The 22,119-nt window shown below is 53.9% G+C and carries 20 protein-coding genes; 18 read left to right on the top strand and 2 right to left on the bottom strand.

Features of this window, described 5'->3' with window-relative positions:
* Nucleotides 1-74: 74 nt before the first annotated feature.
* Both HMPREF1141_RS15605 and HMPREF1141_RS15600 read right to left on the bottom strand, forming a co-directional pair.
* On the bottom strand, nucleotides 75-1,265 hold the full coding sequence (locus tag HMPREF1141_RS15605) for an MFS transporter (RefSeq protein ID WP_009066283.1): 1,191 nt from the start codon (nucleotides 1,263-1,265) through the stop codon (nucleotides 75-77).
* An 88-nt stretch (nucleotides 1,266-1,353) separates the two neighbouring features.
* Entirely contained in the window at nucleotides 1,354-1,560 is a 207-nt protein-coding gene (locus HMPREF1141_RS15600) for a ribbon-helix-helix domain-containing protein (protein WP_009066472.1), read from the bottom strand.
* 173 nt (nucleotides 1,561-1,733) lie between these two features.
* Between HMPREF1141_RS15600 and HMPREF1141_RS15595 the strand changes: the two genes are divergently transcribed.
* From HMPREF1141_RS15595 to HMPREF1141_RS15510, 18 genes are all read left to right on the top strand, one after another.
* On the top strand, nucleotides 1,734-1,946 hold the full coding sequence (locus HMPREF1141_RS15595; protein WP_009066466.1) for a hypothetical protein: 213 nt from the start codon (nucleotides 1,734-1,736) through the stop codon (nucleotides 1,944-1,946).
* Nucleotides 1,947-2,092: 146 nt separating this feature from the next.
* Complete coding sequence (locus tag HMPREF1141_RS15590; protein WP_009066340.1) at nucleotides 2,093-6,640, top strand: pectate lyase-like adhesive domain-containing protein; 4,548 nt, start codon at nucleotides 2,093-2,095, stop codon at nucleotides 6,638-6,640.
* 261 nt (nucleotides 6,641-6,901) lie between these two features.
* Nucleotides 6,902-7,738 (top strand): aldo/keto reductase, encoded by an 837-nt coding sequence (locus HMPREF1141_RS15585; protein WP_009066353.1) that lies wholly within the window; start codon nucleotides 6,902-6,904, stop codon nucleotides 7,736-7,738.
* Between the two features lie 116 nt (nucleotides 7,739-7,854).
* Entirely contained in the window at nucleotides 7,855-8,523 is a 669-nt protein-coding gene (locus tag HMPREF1141_RS15580; RefSeq protein ID WP_009066375.1) for an isoprenylcysteine carboxylmethyltransferase family protein, read from the top strand.
* Between the two features lie 37 nt (nucleotides 8,524-8,560).
* A complete protein-coding gene (locus tag HMPREF1141_RS15575) occupies nucleotides 8,561-9,427 on the top strand; it encodes an EamA family transporter (RefSeq protein ID WP_009066387.1) in 867 nt (288 codons plus the stop codon).
* 331 nt (nucleotides 9,428-9,758) lie between these two features.
* Nucleotides 9,759-10,484 carry a GntR family transcriptional regulator gene (locus HMPREF1141_RS15570; RefSeq protein WP_009066351.1) on the top strand — a complete coding sequence of 242 codons (726 nt, stop codon included), beginning with the start codon at nucleotides 9,759-9,761 and terminating at the stop codon, nucleotides 10,482-10,484.
* A 155-nt stretch (nucleotides 10,485-10,639) separates the two neighbouring features.
* On the top strand, nucleotides 10,640-11,866 hold the full coding sequence (locus tag HMPREF1141_RS15565; RefSeq protein ID WP_009066285.1) for a BMP family ABC transporter substrate-binding protein: 1,227 nt from the start codon (nucleotides 10,640-10,642) through the stop codon (nucleotides 11,864-11,866).
* Between the two features lie 37 nt (nucleotides 11,867-11,903).
* Nucleotides 11,904-13,451, top strand: a complete 1,548-nt coding sequence (locus HMPREF1141_RS15560; protein ID WP_009066447.1) for an ABC transporter ATP-binding protein — start codon at nucleotides 11,904-11,906, stop codon at nucleotides 13,449-13,451.
* Between the two features lie 2 nt (nucleotides 13,452-13,453).
* Nucleotides 13,454-14,530: an ABC transporter permease gene (locus tag HMPREF1141_RS15555; RefSeq protein ID WP_035317318.1), complete on the top strand. Its 1,077-nt coding sequence runs from the start codon at nucleotides 13,454-13,456 to the stop codon at nucleotides 14,528-14,530.
* Nucleotides 14,527-15,441, top strand: coding sequence for an ABC transporter permease (locus HMPREF1141_RS15550; RefSeq protein WP_009066403.1), 915 nt, complete (start codon nucleotides 14,527-14,529; stop codon nucleotides 15,439-15,441). The genes HMPREF1141_RS15555 and HMPREF1141_RS15550 overlap by 4 nt, the downstream gene beginning before the upstream one ends.
* Before the next feature lie 43 nt (nucleotides 15,442-15,484).
* On the top strand, nucleotides 15,485-16,060 hold the full coding sequence (locus HMPREF1141_RS15545; protein WP_009066371.1) for an isochorismatase family cysteine hydrolase: 576 nt from the start codon (nucleotides 15,485-15,487) through the stop codon (nucleotides 16,058-16,060).
* Entirely contained in the window at nucleotides 16,047-17,000 is a 954-nt protein-coding gene (locus tag HMPREF1141_RS15540) for a carbohydrate kinase family protein (protein ID WP_009066355.1), read from the top strand. Before HMPREF1141_RS15545 ends, HMPREF1141_RS15540 begins: the two co-directional genes overlap by 14 nt.
* 27 nt (nucleotides 17,001-17,027) lie before the next feature.
* Entirely contained in the window at nucleotides 17,028-17,786 is a 759-nt protein-coding gene (locus HMPREF1141_RS15535; RefSeq protein ID WP_009066401.1) for a nucleoside phosphorylase, read from the top strand.
* On the top strand, nucleotides 17,783-18,577 hold the full coding sequence (locus HMPREF1141_RS15530) for a BtpA/SgcQ family protein (RefSeq protein WP_009066482.1): 795 nt from the start codon (nucleotides 17,783-17,785) through the stop codon (nucleotides 18,575-18,577). Before HMPREF1141_RS15535 ends, HMPREF1141_RS15530 begins: the two co-directional genes overlap by 4 nt.
* A 69-nt stretch (nucleotides 18,578-18,646) precedes the next feature.
* Nucleotides 18,647-19,789 carry an iron-containing alcohol dehydrogenase gene (locus HMPREF1141_RS15525; RefSeq protein WP_035317316.1) on the top strand — a complete coding sequence of 381 codons (1,143 nt, stop codon included), beginning with the start codon at nucleotides 18,647-18,649 and terminating at the stop codon, nucleotides 19,787-19,789.
* 5 nt (nucleotides 19,790-19,794) lie between these two features.
* Nucleotides 19,795-20,517 carry a tryptophan synthase subunit alpha gene (locus HMPREF1141_RS15520; RefSeq protein WP_009066291.1) on the top strand — a complete coding sequence of 241 codons (723 nt, stop codon included), beginning with the start codon at nucleotides 19,795-19,797 and terminating at the stop codon, nucleotides 20,515-20,517.
* 302 nt (nucleotides 20,518-20,819) lie between these two features.
* On the top strand, nucleotides 20,820-21,515 hold the full coding sequence (locus HMPREF1141_RS15515) for an MBL fold metallo-hydrolase (RefSeq protein ID WP_009066366.1): 696 nt from the start codon (nucleotides 20,820-20,822) through the stop codon (nucleotides 21,513-21,515).
* Between the two features lie 87 nt (nucleotides 21,516-21,602).
* On the top strand, nucleotides 21,603-22,103 hold the full coding sequence (locus tag HMPREF1141_RS15510; RefSeq protein WP_009066443.1) for a nitroreductase family protein: 501 nt from the start codon (nucleotides 21,603-21,605) through the stop codon (nucleotides 22,101-22,103).
* The last annotated feature ends 16 nt before the right edge of the window (nucleotides 22,104-22,119 follow it).

Here is a 22,119-nt window from a genome sequence, read left to right as displayed (position 1 = left end):
CATGCTTTTTTTGCCACAGCGGGCAATGTGTTTTGATAATGACCGTTACCGATCGATCCCGCAATCAGCCTTTTTTAGGAATGCGAATTCTGTGCAACTTTTTCTTTTTTGTCCTCTTTCGACAAAGTGTACGACATCACCGCCGGTATAATAGAAATCGCAGTGATGGCATAAATTGCCGCCATCAGGCCGAATTTGTCGGCCAAATGCCCCAAGAAGGGCGCCACCATTCCGCCGATGCTGACCGAAAGGCCCAGGGTAATTCCCGAGGCCAGGCCCATGCGGTTCGGCAGATATTTCTGCCCCAGTACCACCGTCAGGCTGCTGGGGGAATACAGCGCGTATGCAACCGGAATCAGAAGCAGAACCGCCGGCGTAATAGCACGAACCATTGCCAGAGCAGCCAGTGCCGGCAGCAGCAGGGTGAAGCCGATACGTGTGATTTTAACAAATCCAAAGCGGTCGCCCAGCCGGCCGCCGATCAGTGTGCTGGCGGCTCCGATTATAAAATAGAAACTCAGCAGGGTGCTGCCCATGGATTCGGACTGCTGCAGTACCTGAATAAAAAAGAGCGGAAGAAACGTGTTCAGCCCGCAGAACACGATGGAACGGCCAAACAGAAGCAGGCTGAGCAGGGTAAAGGGAACCCATCTGTCCGGCTCGGCCGGTTTTTCGGGAATGATTTCCGAAGAGCCCTGTTCCGATGGGGCCTGATTCATTTTCTTGATCTGAGACAGAATCGTGATCGCCATCAAAACACAGGGAACCGCAAGGATCGCTGTCCCCTTGAGCCCAAACAGCGAAATCGACACCGTAGCCAGAATCGGCCCTACGGCAAATCCTGCGTTGCCGCCGAACGAAAAGATGCTGACGCCCGTTCCCTTTTTTTCGCCGGAGACTTTATTTGCCATTCGGGCGCCTTCCGGGTGGAATGCCGCAACGCCGACGCCGCTGATCATAATCGACACGAACAGAAGCCGGAAGTCAGAGAGAAAACCGGCTGCCGCCATTCCTCCGCCGGCCAGCAGTACGCCGATTGCCATCATCCATGGCCGGGGCGTTTTGTCGGCAAGATTCCCGAATACTGGCTGTATGATGGACGAAACCACGGTGGAAGCCAGTACAAGCGTTGCGACCTCCGCATAGTTAAAATGGTAAGCCGCAATTAAAAAAGGAAGAATCGCAGGAAGTGCCCCCTGGTTCATGTCGGTAAATAAATGTCCTGCAGAAAGTAAATATATGTAGCGGCTGTGATTCTGCTGCAATAAAAGACCCCCTTTTGCTGATGAAATACGGAAAAACCAATTCCTAAAGCCATCACTTTGCCTTGCGGCAAAGTGATGAAGATAAGAGTTATTTTGATTGGTCGGTTTCTGATACCTCAGGAACTGCTTTTTGTTGCTTTTCACGCTCTTTCCGCAAAGATTCCAGACCCAGGCGAATGAGCTCTACAGTTGCTTCCGAACGGGTCTGAAAGCGGTGCTCAAAGCGAAAATCTTCAATTTGCTTGAACAGGTCATTGTCAACAGAAACAGAGTACCGCGGCCTGTCAGTAGCCATTTTGATCACCTCATGCTGATTATACACCAGTGAACCAAAGCTGTAAAGATATCTGAACTTTTCTGGAATAAGTTGGGAAGATACCACACCAATAGTTGACAGTGAATCAGTGAACCTATATAATGAGGGAAATTATAGGTTCAGTGAACCACCGGCGAGAGGGGGTGGTAGATATGGCTGTGGAAAGAAAGCGCTACACAATTTCTGTTCCTCTGGAGGTAGAAGCGGAATTAAATGAGCTCAAAAGGGATAGGTACTGCCAGACAACAAGAAATGAGATGTTTCGCGATTTACTGGTACGTGGATTAAGCACCTTGCAAATGGAACAAATAGGGGAAAAGACGATTCAGGAAAGAACGCCTGAAAGCAAGATCACCGAAGGGTGAAATCAACTGCTACAAAAGAAGCTTGCTTTTGTATGAATCATTTTGTTCGTGTTCTAAGGAACACGGATGTAATCTGCACGTTTTGTTTTTGATGAAAATGCTACTCTTCGGCAATGCCGAAAAAATAAAAGCAAGGAGTGTGTTAAATGAAGAAAAAATTGGCCAAGCCGCTGTCAGTGCTTTTGGCAGCAGCTATGGTGGCAGGTGTCGCCCAGACGGGCTTCCCTCGTGTTTATGCGGCGGTGGGGGGCGACGAGGACGCATCCGTATGGCCCGCAGCGGATTGGGACGGCCCGGCGGGGGATTCAGATGGAGTTTTGATTGGGAATACCGAGCACAAATTTTCTTTTTCCTTTGAGGCAACGGGTAGTGCGAAGCTGACCGAACTGGAGCTCGACATTTATCTGAATGACGACGCAAAAGAGATCCCTGACGACAAGGACGACAAGGAGGGACTTCTAGGGAAAGATTACGAAAAGGCTATAAAATTCAACCTTCCCAGTTTTGAGGAGAATAAAGACTTTTCTTCAAAAGAAATTGAAGAACTGATTACACATTGGCTGGGGAAAATGAAAAATGATGATTCAAGAGCCAATACCATCACTTTTCTGAAGGCCGCGGGCGTTACGTTTAGTGGAGATAAAGGAGAGGAGAAAGTCAGCTCTGCAGCCGGGGTAGACATTTCTTATGAAGGCGACAAAACCAATGGAACCTGGTCATTTACGCTCGACACAACCCAGTTGAAGAAAATCGAGTTCCTCGTAGAGGCGCATACAGATAATGAGGATATCTTCTGGGGTAACAATAATTTTATGCTTTTCGATGGGACTGAGGCTTATCTCTATACAATTGAGGAGGGAGAAACCGAAACGGAGGTCGGTACTGCAGCTGATCTGAAAAGCGCGCTGGAAGATGGCAATTATGATACTATCCGGCTGACGAAAGATATAAAAATACCGGCCGGCGAAAATCTTGTTGTGACAAATCCGGTTACGATTGACGGACAATCTCATAAGTTGTCTTTTACTGGATTGGATAACCAACCGAATGATGTAAATGACGCATTGGTGATTGCGGCAGAAGATGTAACCGTGAAAGACCTGGCTGTGGATGCGGGTCTGGGAGAGCTCAAATTAAAGTGGAAAGGTGTGTATGCTATTCAGGCATATGACACCACAGGTGTAACACTTGAAGGAGTTACTGTTTTCGGCGCAAACAGGGGAATCTATGTCAACAGCTCCGAGGTTACACTTGAAGGAGAGATCGATGTTTCTGGCAACGGCTTTGGCGGCATCGAAGTTTCCAATGGGCAAAATGTTGCGGGCAACCCTGAATTGACAGTAAATGATGGCACAACCATTGTTAACAATGATGAAGCCTACGGAATGCCCACTGTTTTGGTAGACGAAATCACAGCCCTTGGTGGTAAAGATGCGGCATCCGGCTGTGTGAAGCTTCCGAACGATTTTGAGGTGCTTCCAACCATCATTCCCGAACTGCCGGACCAGCTTCATTATTATCTGGACGAAGTTCATATGTATGATCCAAAAGCAGTTGCAGCAGTTAGTACTGAAGATGAACTAAAAAATGCACTTAAAGAGGACAGTATTGATTTTATCAGGCTGACGAAAGATATCACAGATATTTCGGGCAGCATTACGGTAAAGCAAGAAGTTGTCATTGACGGCGACGGGCACACACTGTCTTTTACCGGGTTAAAAAAATCTGATACGGGTGCCGATGATGCACTGATTATCGCAGCAGACAATTCAATCGTGAAAAACCTGACTGTGAATGCGGGTCTGCAAGATCCGAAAACCTGGAGCGGTATTTACGCGGTTCACGTGTATAATGCAAAAGATATTATTTTAGAAAATGTAACGGCAGCCGGCGCGAATGGCGGCATTTTGGTCAACAGCTCCAATGTTTCGCTGGAAGATAATATCAATGTTTCCGGCAACGGCTTCGGCGGCATTGAAGTCTCAAAAGGAGCTCATTCTGTTGGCGACCCGCTGTTAAAAGCGGAAAGCGCATATTTCATCAATGAATCGGAAAAAAACGGACTTCCGACGATTTGGGTGGACGATACAAATGATATTGGTGCAGCGGCAGAACTGGTAGAAGTGCCAGACGACACCTTTACAACGGTTTCATTCGCCGAGGGTAACACAAAGCAGGTTCATTATTATTTGAATGAGGCGAATACCAAAGCCCCACAAAAAGTAACGAATGCGAATGAACTGAACGCGGCACTGAATAACCCGGAAATTGCGGTGATTCAGCTGGAAAATGACATTTCCCTTTCCGGTGGGGCGTACCTGGATATTGCACGCCCGGTGGTGCTGGATGGGCAGAATCATGCACTAAGGTTCTCCGGCCTAGAGGCTCTGGATGCGGCTGATCATAATGACGATGCTGTGATTATCCGAGCAGCAGCTGAAGGCACCAAAATTCAGGATTTGACCGTGGACGCAGGGCTGAAAACTCCCAAGGCTTGGGTCGGCACTTATGCAATTCACGCTTATAATACAAGAGAGGTCACTCTTTATAACGTGAAAGCAACCGGGGCCAACGCCGGTATTCTGGTGAATAGTTCCGACGTTACGCTCAAAGGAGAGATCGATGTTTCCGGCAATGGCTTCGGCGGCATTGAGATTTCCAAAGCGAATGAATCGGCAAAGGATCCTTATCTCAATGCGGAGGAAGATGCATCTTTTGTCAATGGTACAGAAGCGTATGGGATTCCCACCCTTTGGGTTGACGGTACAGCGGACGAGGAAGATGCAGGAAAATGGCTGGCCGTTGAAGAGGATACTTTTACAGCGGTTTCCGTTTCCGGCGATAGCAAACAGCAGGTTCACTATTATCTGGATCCGGCACATTCCGAACCTGTTCAGTCTCCGAAGATTACAATAGAAAGTATTCCAGAGGACATGGTGCCCACAGAGAGTAAAATAGCGGAAACCGAAACGGGGAAGATCGATGTATTTTCAAATAATGGTCGTACGCCCGTTCAGGTATCGCTCACCAAGGGCAGTGAAAATTACAGCCACGTGCGTGTCGTCGTATCCCTTGAAAAAGATGGGAGCAAGGCGACCGACGGGATTCAGTTAATCGCTCAGGATACAAATCATGCTTGGTGGAATATTGTAAAAAGCGGCTGGGGCCCCGGTGCGGGCTTCGAATTACCGGACAAGAAAACCACAACCGATGTGTATCTGGTGGCGTATGAGCCGGGAGAATACACGGCCAACATCCAACTGATCGATGTGAGCGATAAGAATAATGTTGTTGTTTTAGCAGAGAAAAGCGCCTCCATTACGGCGGTGGCTCCTGAAATTCTCCACACCGTAACTCTGACGAATGGCGGAACGGGCTCTTCGGGAGGCGGCTCTTATGCAGCCACTGCGACGGTCTCCATCAATGCCGGTACCCGCAGTGGATATAGCTTTAACGGATGGACTGCGTCTCCTGCAATCACATTTGCCAATGCGGCGAGTGCAGTCACAACCTTTATTATGCCGGCTGGAGATGTCACCGTCACAGCAAACTGGAAATCCAACAGCAGTTCCAGAGACGATGACGACAGCAGTTCCGGCGGCTCTTCCTCTAAACCGTCTGCCGGTAATCAGGATACCTCCGGCACAGTAACCACGAACCCTGCCCCGGGCGGCGGCACGGTAACGACCGTTACCACTCAGCCCAGCAGCACGGTGGTAACCGGCGGTGCGGCACAGATTACCGCAGCGGTGCCCGACAGTGCGGCGGCTGCAATTGCTTCGGCCACACCGCAGAGCCCCGCGCAGGTAAGCATTTCCGTTCCCACAGCCGCTGTAACGCAGCAGCTGCAGAATGCAGAAGTGACTAGAGCTTCTCTTACGATTACCGTTCCTCCCGCTGTTGCGAACAACACCAACGCCAACGCACAGGTTGTTGTAAATGCCGATGCGGGCCTTCTGAACGCAGCGCGGGTTGCGGGGAAAGATCTGGAAATTACCATTCAGAACGCACAGACCGGCAGAACGGCCTATGCGTGGAGTTTCAGCGGCTCCGCTTTGGCACAGGCCACGGAAATCAGAAGCCTGAATCTGGCGCTGTCGGTACAGCCTACCTCCAGCGTTCCGGCTGCGCAAAGTGCTGCCCCCTCCAGTGCGGGGATTGTGCTGCGTTTTGCGAATAACGGTCAGTTGCCGGCTCCGGCCACCGTTACGGTCGATGTCAGCAGCCAGGGCTATCAGCCCGGCCAGGTGCTGTATTTCTATTACCTGAATCCCAATACAGGCAGGCTGGAGGCAATGAACAACGCGCAGCCGGTCACTGTGAATGCGCAGGGGTATGCGACCGTTACGGTTACGCACAATTCCGATTTCGTTCTGCTGCCGAAGAAGCCAGGCTCTTTGACGCTGGATACAGTCAGCTATACCCTGCCCAAGGGAGAAGCATACGAGATCGGAGCAAAACTGGCAGGGGAAGGCGCGACTTTGAAGGTGACCCCCTCCAGAAGCGGAATTGTGAAGATCGAAAATACCAAGAGCGGCAATTATAAGGTGATCGGCCTGACAAACGGAATCACGTATGTGTCGTTTGATGTGTATTCCGGCGGGAAGCTGGTTTCCCACTCTTCCGTCAAAATTACGGTGCAGAGCAGCGGCAAGGCCCAGGGCGTGGCCGGCCGCCGCGTAATGAATTTCTAAATTCCATTCAAAGCATTTGATTCAGGCAGGCCCTCCCGAATGCCCGGGGGGGCCTGCCTTCTGCTTGACCAGAACGGCAGCGTTTGAAAGAAAAGGTAAAATTTCAGCAGAGGTTGGAATCCCCTTTTCAAACTCTTTCCGTTCAATTTCCAATTTCTGTTATGTTTGCTCGTTGACAAACGCTTTTCTCGTTATTATACTGAATGTGAAAAATGGATGTGGCTCCCAAAAGGGAGACAAACAATTCAGGAGGTGTCTGTTATGAAAGCAAAAGAGTTTATCCTGAACGACGGTATGAAACTTCCGCCCATCGGCCTTGGTACTTACAGGCTTAACGGAAGAGAGGGAGTGAAGGCGATTCAGCGTGCTGTGGAAATCGGTTACCGCTTGCTGGATTCTGCATTTAACTATGAAAATGAAGGTGCTGTAGGCGAGGCGGCCAGAACCAGCTGTGTGCCGAGAAGCGAGCTGATCGTTACCTCGAAGCTCCCCGGTCGTCACCAGAAATACAGGGAAGCCCTGCTGACCATTGAGGAATCGCTTTACCGCGGGGGACTTGATTATTACGACATCTACCTGATTCACTGGCCGAATCCGAAAACGGGCTTGTACGTAGAAGCCTGGCAGGCAATGATCGAGGCGAAAAAGCGCGGCATGATCCGTTCGATCGGCGTGTGCAATTTCCTGCCGGAGCATCTGGAGCGCCTGACTAAAGAAACAGGAGTCACGCCCAGCATCAATCAGATCGAGCTGCACCCCTATTTCAATCAGGAGGAGCAGCGGGGGTGGGATGCAGCCCACGGCATCGTGGATGAGTCGTGGAGCCCCCTCGGGCGTGCGAACAGCGTTTTGCAGGACCCGGTGATCGGGGAAATCGCGAAAGCGCACGGCAAGAGCATTTCGCAGATCATCCTGCGCTGGCACGTTCAGCTCGGTGTGCTGCCGATCCCGAAGTCATCCGACCCTGCCCGTCAGAAGGAGAATCTCGAGGTGTTCGATTTTGTCCTTTCTGAGGAGGAGATGCAGAAAATCTGCGCGCTCAGCCGCCCGGACGGCCGAACCGCCAATCAGGACCCCAGCGTCTACGAGGAATTCTGATTTTACTGGGAAACATAGAAAACGCCGCACAGGGGCATGCTTTTGCCTGCGGCGTTTTCGTTTTCTTTCTCACTCAAAAGGATAACTTTGTACAGAAAAAGAGGGGGAGTGAAGAATTGGTTGGAAAAGCGTTTTGCGGCGCCTTGTTTCTGCTTGCTGTTCTGGGGGCACTGCTATTTGTTCCGGCGGGCACCTGGAACTACCCGGCCGCATGGATTTACCTGGCTGTGTTTGCTCTGTCCGTACTGTGGATTACCGTGTATTTGTTCCGAACCGATACCAAGCTGCTCGAGAGCCGGCTTCATGTGGGGCTCATGGCGGAGCAGGAAGCAAGCCAGAAGGTGATTCAAAGCATTTCGGGCCTGTGCTTTTGCTCCGTTTATCTGCTGGCCGGGTTTGACCATCGATTTCACTGGTCGGCGCTTCCTTTGGGTGTCAGCATTGTGTCAGAGCTCTTTGTTCTGATTGGCTTCGGGATCGTTTTTCTGGTGTTTCGGGAAAACACCTATACCTCCGCGGTGATTGAAATACGGCAGGATCAGAAGGTGATTTCTACCGGCCCCTACGGAGTAGTGCGTCACCCGATGTATACCGGGGCCAGCCTGATGATGCTGTTTTCCGCGCCGGCGCTCGGCTCGCTTTGGGCCCTGGCGGGAGTTCTGGGGCTGATTGCCGCGATCGTTGTGCGTCTGTTGGACGAGGAGCGGTTTTTGCTCCAAAACCTGCCCGGCTACCGGGAATACTGCCAAAAAATACGGTACCGTCTGATCCCCGGGCTTTGGTGAGCCAGGCGATGCTTTCGCATGAAAGGGAGAAAATACCATGTGGGTTCTATTCGCATTTGGTTCTGCTCTGTTTGCGGGCATGACGGCCATTCTGGCAAAGATGGGTCTGCAAAAGGTGGATTCCGACCTGGCCACGGCCCTGCGCACGGTGGTTGTGCTGCTGTTTTCGTGGCTGATGGTTTTTCTGGTCGGTTCTGAAAGTACGCTCACGCTCGTTTCGGGGCGCAGTCTGGTATTTCTGATTTTGTCCGGCGGCGCAACCGGGGCTTCCTGGCTGTGCTATTTCAAAGCGCTGCAGCTCGGTTCTGTCAACCGGGTGACACCGATCGATAAAAGCAGCACGATCCTTACCATCGTGCTGGCGTTTTTATTCTTGAATGAGGTGCCCGGAACGTGGAAGCTGATCGGCCTTGCGCTGTTGGCTGCCGGAACGATTCTGATGGTTCAGCGCACAGGCGGGCAGGAAGCAGAACAGGCCAGCACGGGGAAATCGTGGATTTTTTACGCTGTGCTTTCCGCTGTGTTTGCCGCCCTGACGTCGATTCTGGCCAAGGTGGGAATCCAGGGGATCGAATCGAATCTCGGCACGGCGATTCGCACGATTGTGGTTCTGATCATGGCGTGGGGGATCGTGCTGCTGCGCAAAAAACAGGAGCATCTGCATACGATCGACCGCCGCAGCTGGCTTTTTATCGTGTTCTCCGGCCTTGCAACGGGATTTTCCTGGCTGTGCTATTACCGCGCTCTGCAGGAAGGCCCCGCCAGTGTGGTTGTACCCATCGACAAGTTAAGCATCCTTGTGACAATCGCTTTTTCACGCGTATTTTTGCAGGAGCGCCTGCCGAAAAAGGCGCTGGCCGGTCTGGTGCTGGTGGTTGGCGGAACTCTTTTGATGTTATTTTGAATCTATGCCCGCAAAAATGCCCCAGTGGTGAAAATTTTCACCACTGGGGCATTTTTGTCTGATAGGTACTATAGTACCACCCGCAGCAACGCTGGGAAAATCGGCGGATTTTAGAAAAGCAACAGGATATAGAAAGGCGGATTTTGGGAAATTAAGCAGCGGTTTTCATGGTTTTCATTTGCTTTTGCGATCTTTTCTATAAAAATATTACAAAAACATATTGACTTTTTGCATCTGCTTTACTATAATAAGCCCATACAACTGGTCATGACAACATGACGACATATCAGCATAATATGGCAGATTACAGAGGCGGAGCAGAGGGGTTTCTATGAGTGAGAGAGCGCTGAAATATTCGGTACTGAAGCATACCATCGTGGAAAATATCAATAACGAGGAATATAAAGTCGGGGAGCTGATCCCCAGTGAACGCGAACTGATGGAGATGTTCTCCGTCAGCAGGATCACTGTGCGCAAGGCGATCGACGACCTTGTGAATGAGGGCTATCTGTATCGGGTGCAGGGCAAGGGCACCTATGTCAAAAGCGAAGAGATGTCGCACGACCTGTTCTCCATCACCAGCTGTACGGAGGACATCAAGGCCCGCGGCATGACGCCCAGCACCAAGGTGGTCAGCGCTGTGGTGCTCCCGGCAGACCGCCGGCGTATGCGCACGCTGCAGATTCCGCAGGACAGCCTGGTGTTTCGGCTTGAGCGTATCTATTATGCAGACAATTCCCCCATCAACTACACGACCACCTGTCTGCCGATGGACCTGTTCCCCGGGCTGGATCAGTATGATTTCGGCAAGGAATCGCTGTATTCCGTCATCGAAAAGAAGTATGGGGTGAAAATCACCCACGCCCGCCGCATGCTCGAAGCGGTTCTGGCGCATGACAAAACCGCCGAGTATCTTGGGGTAAAGGCGGGCGAGCCTCTGATTCTGTTCCGATGCAATACCTATGGGGAGATCAATGGACAGGAACGGGTGATCGAGACCTTTAAGTGCGCGTACCGCACCGACCTTCATAAGTTTTATATCGATCAGGTCCGCTAGCAGAAAGCGGAAAGATCATCCGGAATCCTGGCAACTTTGTGGAAATCGGGCCGTTAAAGTAGAGTATCTCGGGGAGGCGTGCTTTGGCGGCCGTTTTCATATTTTCACGGCATACATAAAACAAATTGAATTGATGTTCAGGAGGTTATGAGAGAATGAAACGCAGTAAAAAAATCCTTTCCGCAGTTCTTGCCCTTGTAATGACTGCCTCGGTAGGCTTTACGGGGTGCGCTTCTCAGTCGGGTACGGCATCCTCCGGAGGAGCTTCCTCCACAGCAGCACCGGCCGCAGACAAAAAGGTGGCCCTTCTCTGCTCCGCAGCGGGCGCAAACGACAACGGCTACAACCAGACGGCGATCAACGGCCTCAATCAGCTCAAGGATGAGCTTGGCGCAGACGTCAAGGTTGTCGAAGCGACCACAGACTACCCCGGTACACTCAAAACCCTCGCACAGGCGGGCTACAAGCTGATTTTCTCCCTGGAATACGACTTTACGGCGCTGATTGAAGGCGTCGGCGGCGAAAAGCCCCTGGCAGAACAGTTCCCCGACACCACCTTTGTGGTATTCAACGCCAACCCCAATTTGGATAAGGACGGCAAGGTCATTCACAAGAACGTGATCTCCGTCATGTTCAACGTCAATGAGGCTTCGTTCCTGGCCGGCGTTCTCAGCGTGGCGGTGAACGAGAATGCTTCGGTTCTGCTTGATCCCTCCAAATACTCCTTTACCGCTGTGCCCGACGGCCGTAAGGTCGGCTTTATCGGCGGCACGCAGTCTGCCGGTATCGAGGTATTCAGTTACGGCTTCGCCGAGGGCGTAAACTACGAGGCGAAGAAGCTGGGCAACGACGTGATCTACACCATGTATTCCACCTTTGACGCCGGTTTCTCCGACACGGCGAAGGGCGCCACCACAGCCGGTACCTATTACGGTGAGGGAGCCAACATTGTCTATACAGTAGCCGGTTCCGTCGGCGACGGCGTGGACGCCAAGGCCAAAGAAGTCAAGAAGCTCTCCATTCAGGTAGATGCCAACAAGGATGCGTCGCAGCCCGGATACGTGATGACCAGCGTGCTCAAGAACACCAACGTTCCGGTTTATGAGCTGGGCAAACAGTATGTGGAAGGCACCATCGGCGAAAACGGCGGCAAAGAGATTTCTTACACGCTGTCTTCCGGCGCGACGGGAATCACAGACCTTTCCACCTTTGAAGCTGCGCTGAAAACAGACGACGCCGCAAAAGCCAAATGGAGCGAGATCAAAGCGGAGCTCGCGGATGCAGCCAAGAAGATCACCGACGGTTCGATCAAAGTGACGAACGCGCAGATCGGCGAAAAACTGGATCTGTCCACGCTGAGCAACGTGAAGCAGCCGAAGTAATTCCGTTTAAGTCGATACTGGAAAGGGCGGAATCAAAATGAACGTCATTGAAACGGTAGGCATCACCAAAAAGTTTGGGGAGTTCATCGCGAACGACAGAGTCGATCTCGCAGTGAAAAAGGGTGAGATCAAGGCGATCGTCGGCGAAAACGGCGCGGGCAAAACCACCCTGATGAACATGCTCTACGGCCTTCTCACGCCTACCAGCGGCAAAATACTGATCCAGGGACAAGAGGTTCATTTTTCATCGCCCCTTGACGCGATCAAAGCCGGTTTAGGGATGGTGCACCAGCATTTTAAGCTGGTGCCCAGCCTTACGGTGTGCGAGAATATCGTTCTGGGCATTGAAATGAATCGAGAAGTAAAAGGGGTGCGGCTGCCGTTCCTCAACGGCAAAAAGCAGCTGCAGCAGGTGCAGCAGGCGATCGACCGGTTCGGCTTTTCGCTGAACGCCGCCGACCGTGTGGAGGATTTGTCTGTTGGACTGAGGCAGCGGGTCGAAATTATGAAGATGCTCTATCGGGACGTGGATATTCTGATTCTCGACGAGCCGACCGCGGTGCTGACGCCGCAGGAGGCCGAGGAGCTGATCCAGAACCTGAAGGAGCTGAAAAAGCAGGGCAAAACCATTATTGTCATTACCCATAAGCTCGGCGAGGTGATGAGCCTTTCCGACAGCGTTACCGTGATCAAGCGCGGTAAGGTGGTGGGGAATGTGGATACGAAAGACACCAGCGAGCGCGAGCTGGCACAGATGATGGTCGGGCGCGACGTGGTGCTGCGTGTCAGCAAGGAACAGCACGAAATCTCCTGCGAGTCGGTGTACGAGATGAAAGACGTCACCACCACCGATTTGTCGGGAAAGGAAATCCTCAGCGATATCAGCCTGTGTTTACATAAGGGCGAAATCCTCGGCATCGCCGGAGTGGAGGGCAACGGCCAGAGCGAGCTGCTCAAGGTGCTGACCGGGCTGATGACGGTGACAAAGGGCCAGATTCTGCTGGAATGCGGTGATATTACCAACTGGTGGCCGGCAGATATCCGCGGGGCGGGCGTGGGGATGATCCACGAGGACCGCTACGCACAGGGACTGTGCCGCACCATGAATCTGAAAGAAAATGCGATTGCAGGCTACCACTGCCGCGGCGATGTGTGTACGCCCTCGGGGCTTTTGCGCGACCGCGCGATCTGCTACAAGCGTGACGATATGATCCGGGATTACGACATCCGTGTGGCAGACCCCGAAGGCGCGGTTTCACAGCTTTCCGGCGGCAATGCCCAAAAGCTGATTATTGCCCGGGAGTTTGCCTCGAACCCCAAGGTCGTGATTGCGTCCCAGCCTACCCGGGGCGTGGATGTGGGTTCGATCGAGTTTATCCACAATAAGATTCTTGATCTGGCAAAAACGGGGGTCGGCATCATTCTGATCTCGAGCGAGCTTTCCGAGGTCATGAGCCTTTCCGACCGCATCGCCGTGATGTATAAGGGCCGTATCATCGGCCAGGTGGATGCCGCGGGGGCGACCAAGGAAGAAATCGGCCTGCTGATGGCGGGCATTACGGGCAAGGAGGCGAGCAGCGCGTGAAGATGGAGAAAATCGTCCGGCAAACGTTCAATACGCTGCTGCCTGTGCTGTGCGCGTTTTTTGTCGGCGGAATCATCATCGTCTGCATCGGGGAAAACCCGCTGACGGTGTATGGGCTGATGCTGAAAAATACCCTGTTCGAATGGAAGGGCCTGATCAAAACACTGCATTTTGCCTCCCCCTTAATTTTGACCGGCCTTGCCATCGGCATTACCTTTAAAGCAAACATCTTTAATATGGGGGTAGAGGGTCAGATGCTCGGCGGCGCGTTTACCGCTTGCGTTCTGGGGTTCACGCTCCAGGGGCTGCCGTCCGTGGTGCATATCGGCGTCTGTCTTTTGGCGGGCGTTGTCTGCGGCATGCTGCTGGCGGTGATACCGGCGCTGCTCAAGGCGTATCTGCATGTGAACGAGATGGTCGTTACCCTGATGCTCAACTACGCGATCATCGAAATTCTGCGGGTGCTGTCGCAGACGATCTACCGCGACCCGGCCTCCGGGTATGTGTCCACTCCGCCCGTGCTGTCCTCCGCCATGATGAACCGGCTGGGCGGCACAAGCCTGACGGCGTTCTTCCCGGTGACGATGGTTGTATTTGTGCTGATGTATCTGGTGTTCAACAAATCCCGTTTGGGGTATGAAATCAAATCCATCGGCAGAAATCCGGAATTTGCAGAGGCCAGCGGCATGAACGTGGCGAAGAAGATCGTCGTGATGATGCTCATCAGCGGTGCGCTCAGCGGCCTTGCGGGCTCGGGCTTTATGCTCAGCGAAAAATTCAAGTACACCCTCGATTTTTCCGGTACCCCCGGCCTTGGGTGGGACGGCATGCTGATCTCTCTGCTGGGCGGGCACAGCCCCATCGGCATTTTGGTCGCTGCGATTTTTTATAGCGCACTGAAAACCGGCAGCGATACCATCGGCATCTTTACGAACGTACCGAAAGAAATCGTGGGCGTCATTCAGGGCCTTTTGATTCTGTTCTTGTCCATCCGCTTTATCGATGAACATACCACGCTGTTCTCGCGGCTGAAAGCAAAGTTTCCCTCCCGCGGCAAAAAGGAGGCGACCAGCGCATGAATTTTGAAAGAATGCTTTACGACATGCTTTCGTACAGCGCGCCGATCATCCTCTGCGTGCTGGGCGGCAACTTTGCGCACCGGGCGAACGTGCTGAACATCGCGCTAGAGGGCATGCTGCTGATGGGGGCTTTTACCTCCGTGCTGTTTGTGATGCTGACGAAAAATATCTTCCTCGGCATACTGGGCAGTATTATTATTTCCCTCCTGCTGGGGCTGGTTTTTAGCTTTATGAGCGTGACCAAGAAGGGCAACCCGATCATCGCCGGTCTGGCCATCAACCTGATCGCATCCTCGGTCAGCGCCTTTATTCTGAAAGCGATGAGCCTGCCGAACCTGAATGTAAACAGCATCGTGGATGTTGCGGCGCTGAAAATCCACATTCCGATCATTCAGAGCATCCCGTTTTTGGGTAAAATCCTCAGCGGCCATCCGTTCCTCACTTACCTGAGCTTCCTTGGTATTTTCATCATGTGGGTGATCATGTACCGCACAAAGTTCGGCGTGTATGTACGCGTTGTCGGTGAAAACGAAGAGGCTGCCGTCAGCGTGGGAATCCGCACCAACCGCATCAAATACGCCGCGATCCTGATCGGCGCGGTCTGCTGTGCGCTGGCCGGGGCAAACATGGCGCTGGAGAAAATGGCGCTCTTTACCAATAACATGAGCGCCGGAATCGGCTTCATCGCCATCGCCGCCATTTTCTGCGGCAAGGGGCAGCCGGTCAGAACGTCCCTGTATGCCATGCTGTTCGGCCTGATGCAGGCGCTGGCAATCAATCTGAACATTTCCGCCGGGCCGGCTTCGGGCCTGCTGAATACGCTGCCGTATTTTATGATCATCATGATTTTGGCGGTCGTTTCGGCCATGCAGCTCCGGAACAACCATGTGCGTGGATTTAAGGCGGAATGATCACCCCAACCGGTGAAAAAAGCAAAGCTGGGAGTGAAGCAGTATGAAGAAAACCGCGATTCTGGTCGTGGATATGGTATATGACTTTACCAACGAAAACGGGCTGGTGTATTACCCGCAGAACAAAGAGATTCTGCCGAGAATCCGGCAAGCGGTAGACATCTGCCGGCAGTACGGAGCGCTGGTGGTGTATTTGCAGCACTGCTACCGCAAGGGCAAGCCCGACAAAAATCTGACCTCGATGCGCCCGAACTGCATTGAGGGAAGCGGAGGGGAAGAAATCGACCCATCGCTTGAGGTTCTGCCGCAGGATTATGTGATCAAAAAGCGGCGTTACAGCGCCTTTTTCGGCACAGACCTTGATCTGGTGCTGCGCGAGCACGACATCCGCCGGGTGATTGTGGTCGGCACGAAAACAAACTGCTGTATCCGCGCCACGGTGACGGACGCCTATAATCTCGATTACGAGGTGCATGTGGTCCGCGACTGTGTGGCAACAAACGACCCGGTGGTCAACGAGGTGCACCTGACGGATATCCACAAGTATCTGGGGCACGTGCTGCCGCTGGGGGAATTGGAGGCGCTGCTCGCCCGGGAGGAAGCCGATGAAACAGTATGATGTTCTGACGAGCGGTTATGTCAGCATGGACCGCATCATCAAGGTGCTGTCGCCGCTGCGGGTGGGCTTTACCTCTCTGGTGGAAAACGCGGATAACGCGAAAATCTATTATGGCGGCTGCTCGGTGAATATCGCCTATGAGCTGGCACGCCTGGGAATGAAAGCGGTGCCTTATATCCGTGTGGGTGAGGACTGGCGGGAAATCGGGTTTTACGATTACCTGCATAAGGGCGGCGTCTGCATGGGCGCGATTGCTGAGGTGCCGGGCGAAACAACCTCGAACTGCTATTTGCTGGAAGACGCGGAGAAAGACCATGTTACGGTCTTTTATCCCGGCGCCATGCACGCCAAATATGCCGGGCCGATGGAGGACCACTGGTTTCAGGAAAGCCGTCTCGGCGTGATGACCGTCGGCTCTTACCCCGATAATCTGGAATTTTTGGAGCGCTGTGAGAAAAACGGCCTGCCGCTGGTGTTCGGCATGAAATCGGATTTCGACGCGTTTCCGCCGGAATTTCTGCGCAGGGTTCTGCGGTACAGCCGGGTTATCTTCGCCAATAACGCGGAGCGGGAAACCATTGAACGGCTGTACTCCATGCGTTCCATCACGGAGCTGTTTGAGCAGGGGAACGCGGATGTGATCGTCATTACCCTCGGCAGCCGGGGCAGCATCTGCTACCGAAAAACGCCGGAGGGCTACGATATGGCCGAAATGCGCATCGCGCGCTGTGAGCATGTCATAGACACCACCGGCTCCGGCGACGCGTATCTATCGGGCTTTTTATACGGGTATTTAAATGGCTATGAGCCCGTGGAATGCTGCAATCTGGGGAGTATCCTCTCCTCCTTTGTGGTGGAAAAAATGGGCTGCAGCACCAACGCCCCCGATCTGCAGCAGCTTTTGCAGCGGTACCGGGAGTTCCAGCAGCGGCAGCGCTGACGGAAAAGAGAAAGGAGCAACGATTGCGTGAAATCATTGTATTTGAAAGCAGATGAAAGCATCGCCCCCTACGTGATTTTTTCCGGCGACCCGTGGCGGGTGGAGGTGCTGGCCAAATATCTGGAAAACGCGGAGCATGTGGCCTTTTCGCGGGAGTTCAATACCTATACCGGCGAGTACCGCGGGATGCCCGTGACCGTGACCTCTACCGGTATCGGCGCGCCGTCGGCTGCCATCGCCATGGAGGAGATGTATGCCTGCGGCATGAAGGTCGCCGTGCGCATGGGAACAGTGATGTCGCTCAAAGACGAGCTGCTGGGGCAGTTTATTATTCCATCGGCGGCCATGCGGGAAGAGGGCACCAGCCAAACCTATGTGCCGGAGGGCTACCCCGCCGTTGCGGATATCGGCCTGATCGACTGCATGAACCGCACGGTGGCAGAGCACGGCAAGGGATACTATAACGGCATCAACTGCACGATGGACGGTTTTTATTCGCAGATGAAGGAGTCGCGCCTTTCAAAAGAGCGCGGCGTGGAAATTCCCGACACCTTTGCCCGGCTCAAACGCTTGGGCATCGCCGGGATCGATATGGAGAGCAGCTGCATTCTCACTCTGGCGTCGCTGATGGGCGTTCGCGCCTGCATTGTCACGCTGGTTACGGTGCTGGAGAATCTGAAGGATGAGCTGCGCGGACAGGAGAGAACCGACGCGGAGGATCTTCTCTGCCGCGTTGTTCTGGAAGGACTCTATAAGCTGCATCAGGAAGGAGCGCAGAAAGCATGAGCAAGCTGGATTTACTGGGAAAAGGACACCCGTTTATTATTGGTATGGTGCACTGCCGCCCGCTGCCGGGGAGCCCCCGCTACGAAGGCGATATGCAGAAGATCATACAGCTCGCCGTCGAGGACGCTGTTACGCTGGAAAAGGCGGGTGTGGATGCCCTTATCGTTGAAAATATGGGCGACGATCCGTTTTTGATCGAGCTCGAAACGGCACAGAGCACGGCGATGGCCGCCGTGTCGATGGCAGTGCGGCAGAGCGTGTCTCTGCCCATCGGGATCGACGCTGCCATGAATGACTACCGGTCTGCCATTTCGATTGCGCAGGCTATCGGCGGTGAGTTTGTGCGCATCCCCGTGTTTGTGGATACGGTGCATTACGGTGGGGTCGGCATCATTCCGCCCTGCGCGTCGCAGGCCGTGCGCTACCGCAAGGATCTGGGCGCGGAGCACATTCGCATTTTTGCCGATATTCAGGTCAAGCACACCACCGTGGTAATGCCGAACATCAGTCTGGAGGATTCCGCCCGCGCCGCGCAGGACAGCGGAGCGGACGCGCTGATCGTCACCGGCACGCGCATCGGGCAGGAAACACCGATCGAGATCATTGAGCGTGTGAAAAAGGTCGTCGGCCTCCCGGTTCTGGCGGGCAGCGGCGTCAACACGGGGAATGTGCGCGAGCAGATGAAGATCGCCGACGGCGCGATTATCGGCAGCGGCCTGAAAGAGGGCGGCGTGCTTACCAACCCGATCTCTTATGAGCTGACAAAAGCGCTGACAGACAAACTGCGGTAACACGCTCTGCCAAACGGCGTCGGGGAAAGGCCCCGGCCCCAAAAAAGAAAGGATGAGGCATATATGGCAATCATGAGGCCAATGAAGCTTGCGGGCAGCGAGCTGATGTTCGGAAAGGGCTGCCTGGAGCATGTAAAAACGATCAAGGGAACCCGTGCGATGATCGTGATGTCGGGCGGCAGCCTTGCGAGAAACGGCATTTTAGATAAAGTACGCGGCTACCTGAAAGAAGCGGGCCTTGTGTCCGAGGTATTCCAGGGCGTAGAGCCCGACCCGAGCTTTGCCACCGTGATGCAGGGCGCAAAAGCCATGCTGGAATTTGAACCCGATGTGATCGTGGCGCTGGGCGGCGGCTCCGCCATGGACGCGGCGAAGGGTATGTGGATTTACTATGAGCATCCCGAACTGACCAGCCTTGCGGACATCATGGCTCCGAACCCGTTCCCCGCGCTGCGCACAAAAGCGAGGATGGTCTGCATTCCGTCTACCAGCGGCACCGCGAGCGAGGTCAGCCGCAGCATCGTGATCACCGACGAGCACAAGGTAAAGCACGGCATCGGCAATATGGAGATGATGCCCGACATCGCGATCTGCGACCCCGAGGTAACGGCCTCGATGCCGAAAAAGATCACGGCGGAAACGGGTATGGACGCGCTGACCCACGCCGTGGAGGCGTATGTTTCGCGCAGAGCCAACTATGTCAGCGATACGCTGGCCGCACAGGCGGTGCGGGATGTGTTTGAGTACCTGCCCAAAGCGTATGAGGAGGGCGAAAATCTCGATTATCGCGAGAAAATGCAGAACGCTTCCATGGTCGCCGGCTTGGCGTTTACCAATGTTTCGCTGGGGATCGTCCATTCCATCGCGCATACGCTCGGCAGCTATTTCGGCCTGGCGCATGGCCTGGCCGACGCGGTGGTTCTGCCGTATATTATCTCGTATAACTCCGCGGACCCGGAAGCGGCCCGGCGCTACGGCGAGCTGGCGGCGCTGGCAGGCAAAACGGATTTTGCTGCCACGGTGTGCGAGCTGAATCAGCGGCTTGGAATCCCCGCTTCGATTGCGGAACTGGTTCCCGATCAGGCGGCGTACGAGGCGGTGCTGGCCCCCATGGCGGAAATGGCCCTTGCGGACGGCTGCACCAAAACGAATCCGATCATTCCGGATGCTTCCGGCTTTGCCGAGCTGTTCCAAAGAATTTATAAAGGATGAATGCCATGAAATTGATTTGCTACCTCTCAAACGGGTACCCCAATCTGGAAGAGAGCGCCAAAATTGCCGGAATCTATGCCGAGGGCGGCTGCGACATCATCGAGATCGACCTGCCCTCCCGCAATCCGTATCTGGAAAGCGAATACATCGCGGGGCGAATGGCATCCGCGCTGAGCGCATGCGACGACTATGAGCGCTACATGGAGAACATCCTGAAAATCCGGTCGGAACATCCCAAGGTAAGGCTCATCGTGCTTTGCTATGAGAATACCGTACTTGAAATCGGCGTGGAAAAATTCGCAGATTTCTGCCTGAATAACGGTCTCGAGGATCTGATCTTCGTAGGCCTTTCGGATGAAACCGCGAAAAACCGCCTGATCGAGCGCGGAATGCATGTTTCGTGCTATGTGCAATTCCCGATGCATCCTGAGGAAGTCGAATCCGCCAAACAGTCGAATGGCTTTGTTTATATGCAGGCAAAACCCGGCCCGGGGCAAATCAACCCCGAATACCCCACGCTGGCAGACTGCATCCGCCACCTGCGCGAAAGCGGCATCAGCCGTGAAATTTACTGCGGGGTTGGTGTTTCCACGCCGGAGGATTTCAAAATGGTGCAGCAATCCGGCGGCGACGGAGCCTTTGTCGGCAGTACCGTCTTAAAGCTTTACAATAAGCCTGAGGAGCTGAAAGCAACGATTCAAGCGTTTAAGCGTGCGGATCAGCACTAAGCTCCGGTCCCTGCGGCAAAGCTCCGCACGGGCTGGCACGCAGAATACTGAACATCCCTCGATGCCTCGCGATCCGCGTGCCGAAATTTTGATCGAGCCCCTTGCTGCAGTACTGCGGCAGGGGGCTCTTGTTGTTTCAAAGCGGGCCGCACGGGTAAAGTGCTCAAAAAGGGAGCTTGTTTGTGGGCGCAGTTTCTGAATCGACAGAAATGCTTTTGGCGGGTATAATAAAGACGGTCGGAAACGGCGGGCAGTGGGGTACATCAAAAGAATTTTAGATAGAAATAAAGAGGAACACAATTATGAACCAATTGACTGTATTCAATATCAGCGCCCAGTTTGGAGGGGCCCATGAAGTCATTCACCCGGTGGTTTTGCAGGATGCTTCTCATCTGGTACTAATAGACTGCGGCTATGTCGGGTTTCTTCCCCAAATCGAGCAGGCGCTCACGGAAAGCGGCTTTTCCGCCCGGGATTTGACCCACGTTTATATTACGCATCAGGACCACGACCACATGGGCGCGCTGGCGGATTTAAAAAGCAAATATCCGGGTATTCAGGTGGTGGCCGGTAGGGAAGAGGCCCCGTATATTTCCGGTGCGAAAAAATCCCTTCGCCTTGCACAGGCCGAAGCCACGCAGGAGCAGCTTCCGCCGGAACAGCAGGAATTCGGCAGGGCGTTCTGTGCGCTGCTGAAAAGGGTGCAGCCGGTTCCGGTGGATGTAGAAGTAAAGGACGGCGATGTATTGGACTGGTGCGGCGGCTGCATCGTACTGGCGACGCCGGGCCATACGCCGGGGCATACCTCGCTGTATCTGCAGGAATTCCAGACACTGATCACCGGGGACGCCATCGCGCTGGAAAATGGCGCGCCGGTACTCCCGAACCCGCAGTATACACTGGATATGCCCCGGGCACAGGAATCGATGCAAAAGCTTCTGGAATATGGAGCAAAGGAACTCATCTGCTACCACGGCGGCCGGTGGATTCCTGCCTGAACGCGAAGGCTTGCCGTGGTCCCGCCCATTCGGCGCGCGGAGCTTCGGTGTAAAATGGTATGATACACGGAACAGGAGGAAACGAGTATGAACTCAATTTTTCAGCGCAGGAGCATTCGGAAATACACCTCGCAGCAGGTTTCAGAAGAAATGATCGAGCAGCTGCTCAGGGCCGGCATGGCCGCGCCCTCCGCGGGCAACGAGCGGCCGTGGGAATTCGTCGTCATTCGCGACCGTGCGGTGCTGAACGAAATCCCGAAGTTTCATGCTTTCTCCAAAATGCTGCTGGAAGCCAGTTGCGCCATTGTGGTCTGCGGCGATATGAACCGTGATCAGCTCAACGGCTTCTGGGTGCAGGACTGCTCGGCGGCTGCACAAAACATTCTGCTGATGGCGCAGGAGCTGGGGCTCGGCGCCGTCTGGCTTGGCGTTTACCCGGAGCAGGGCAGGGTACAGCCGCTTGCAAAGCTGCTGCATCTGCCGCAGAATATTGTTCCGCTGTGTATCCTTTCCGTCGGCCACCCGGCGGAAAGCCGCGGCGAGATCGATCGATTCGATCCAGGCAGAATCCACAAAGACAGATGGTAAAAAGACCGGGCCGGGG

Origin of the sequence: Clostridium sp. MSTE9 (genome assembly GCF_000277625.1) — a bacterium.
GTDB classification, from domain to species: Bacteria; Bacillota; Clostridia; order Oscillospirales; family Acutalibacteraceae; genus Faecalispora; species Faecalispora jeddahensis.
This window is presented reverse-complemented; position numbering and strand designations above follow the sequence as displayed.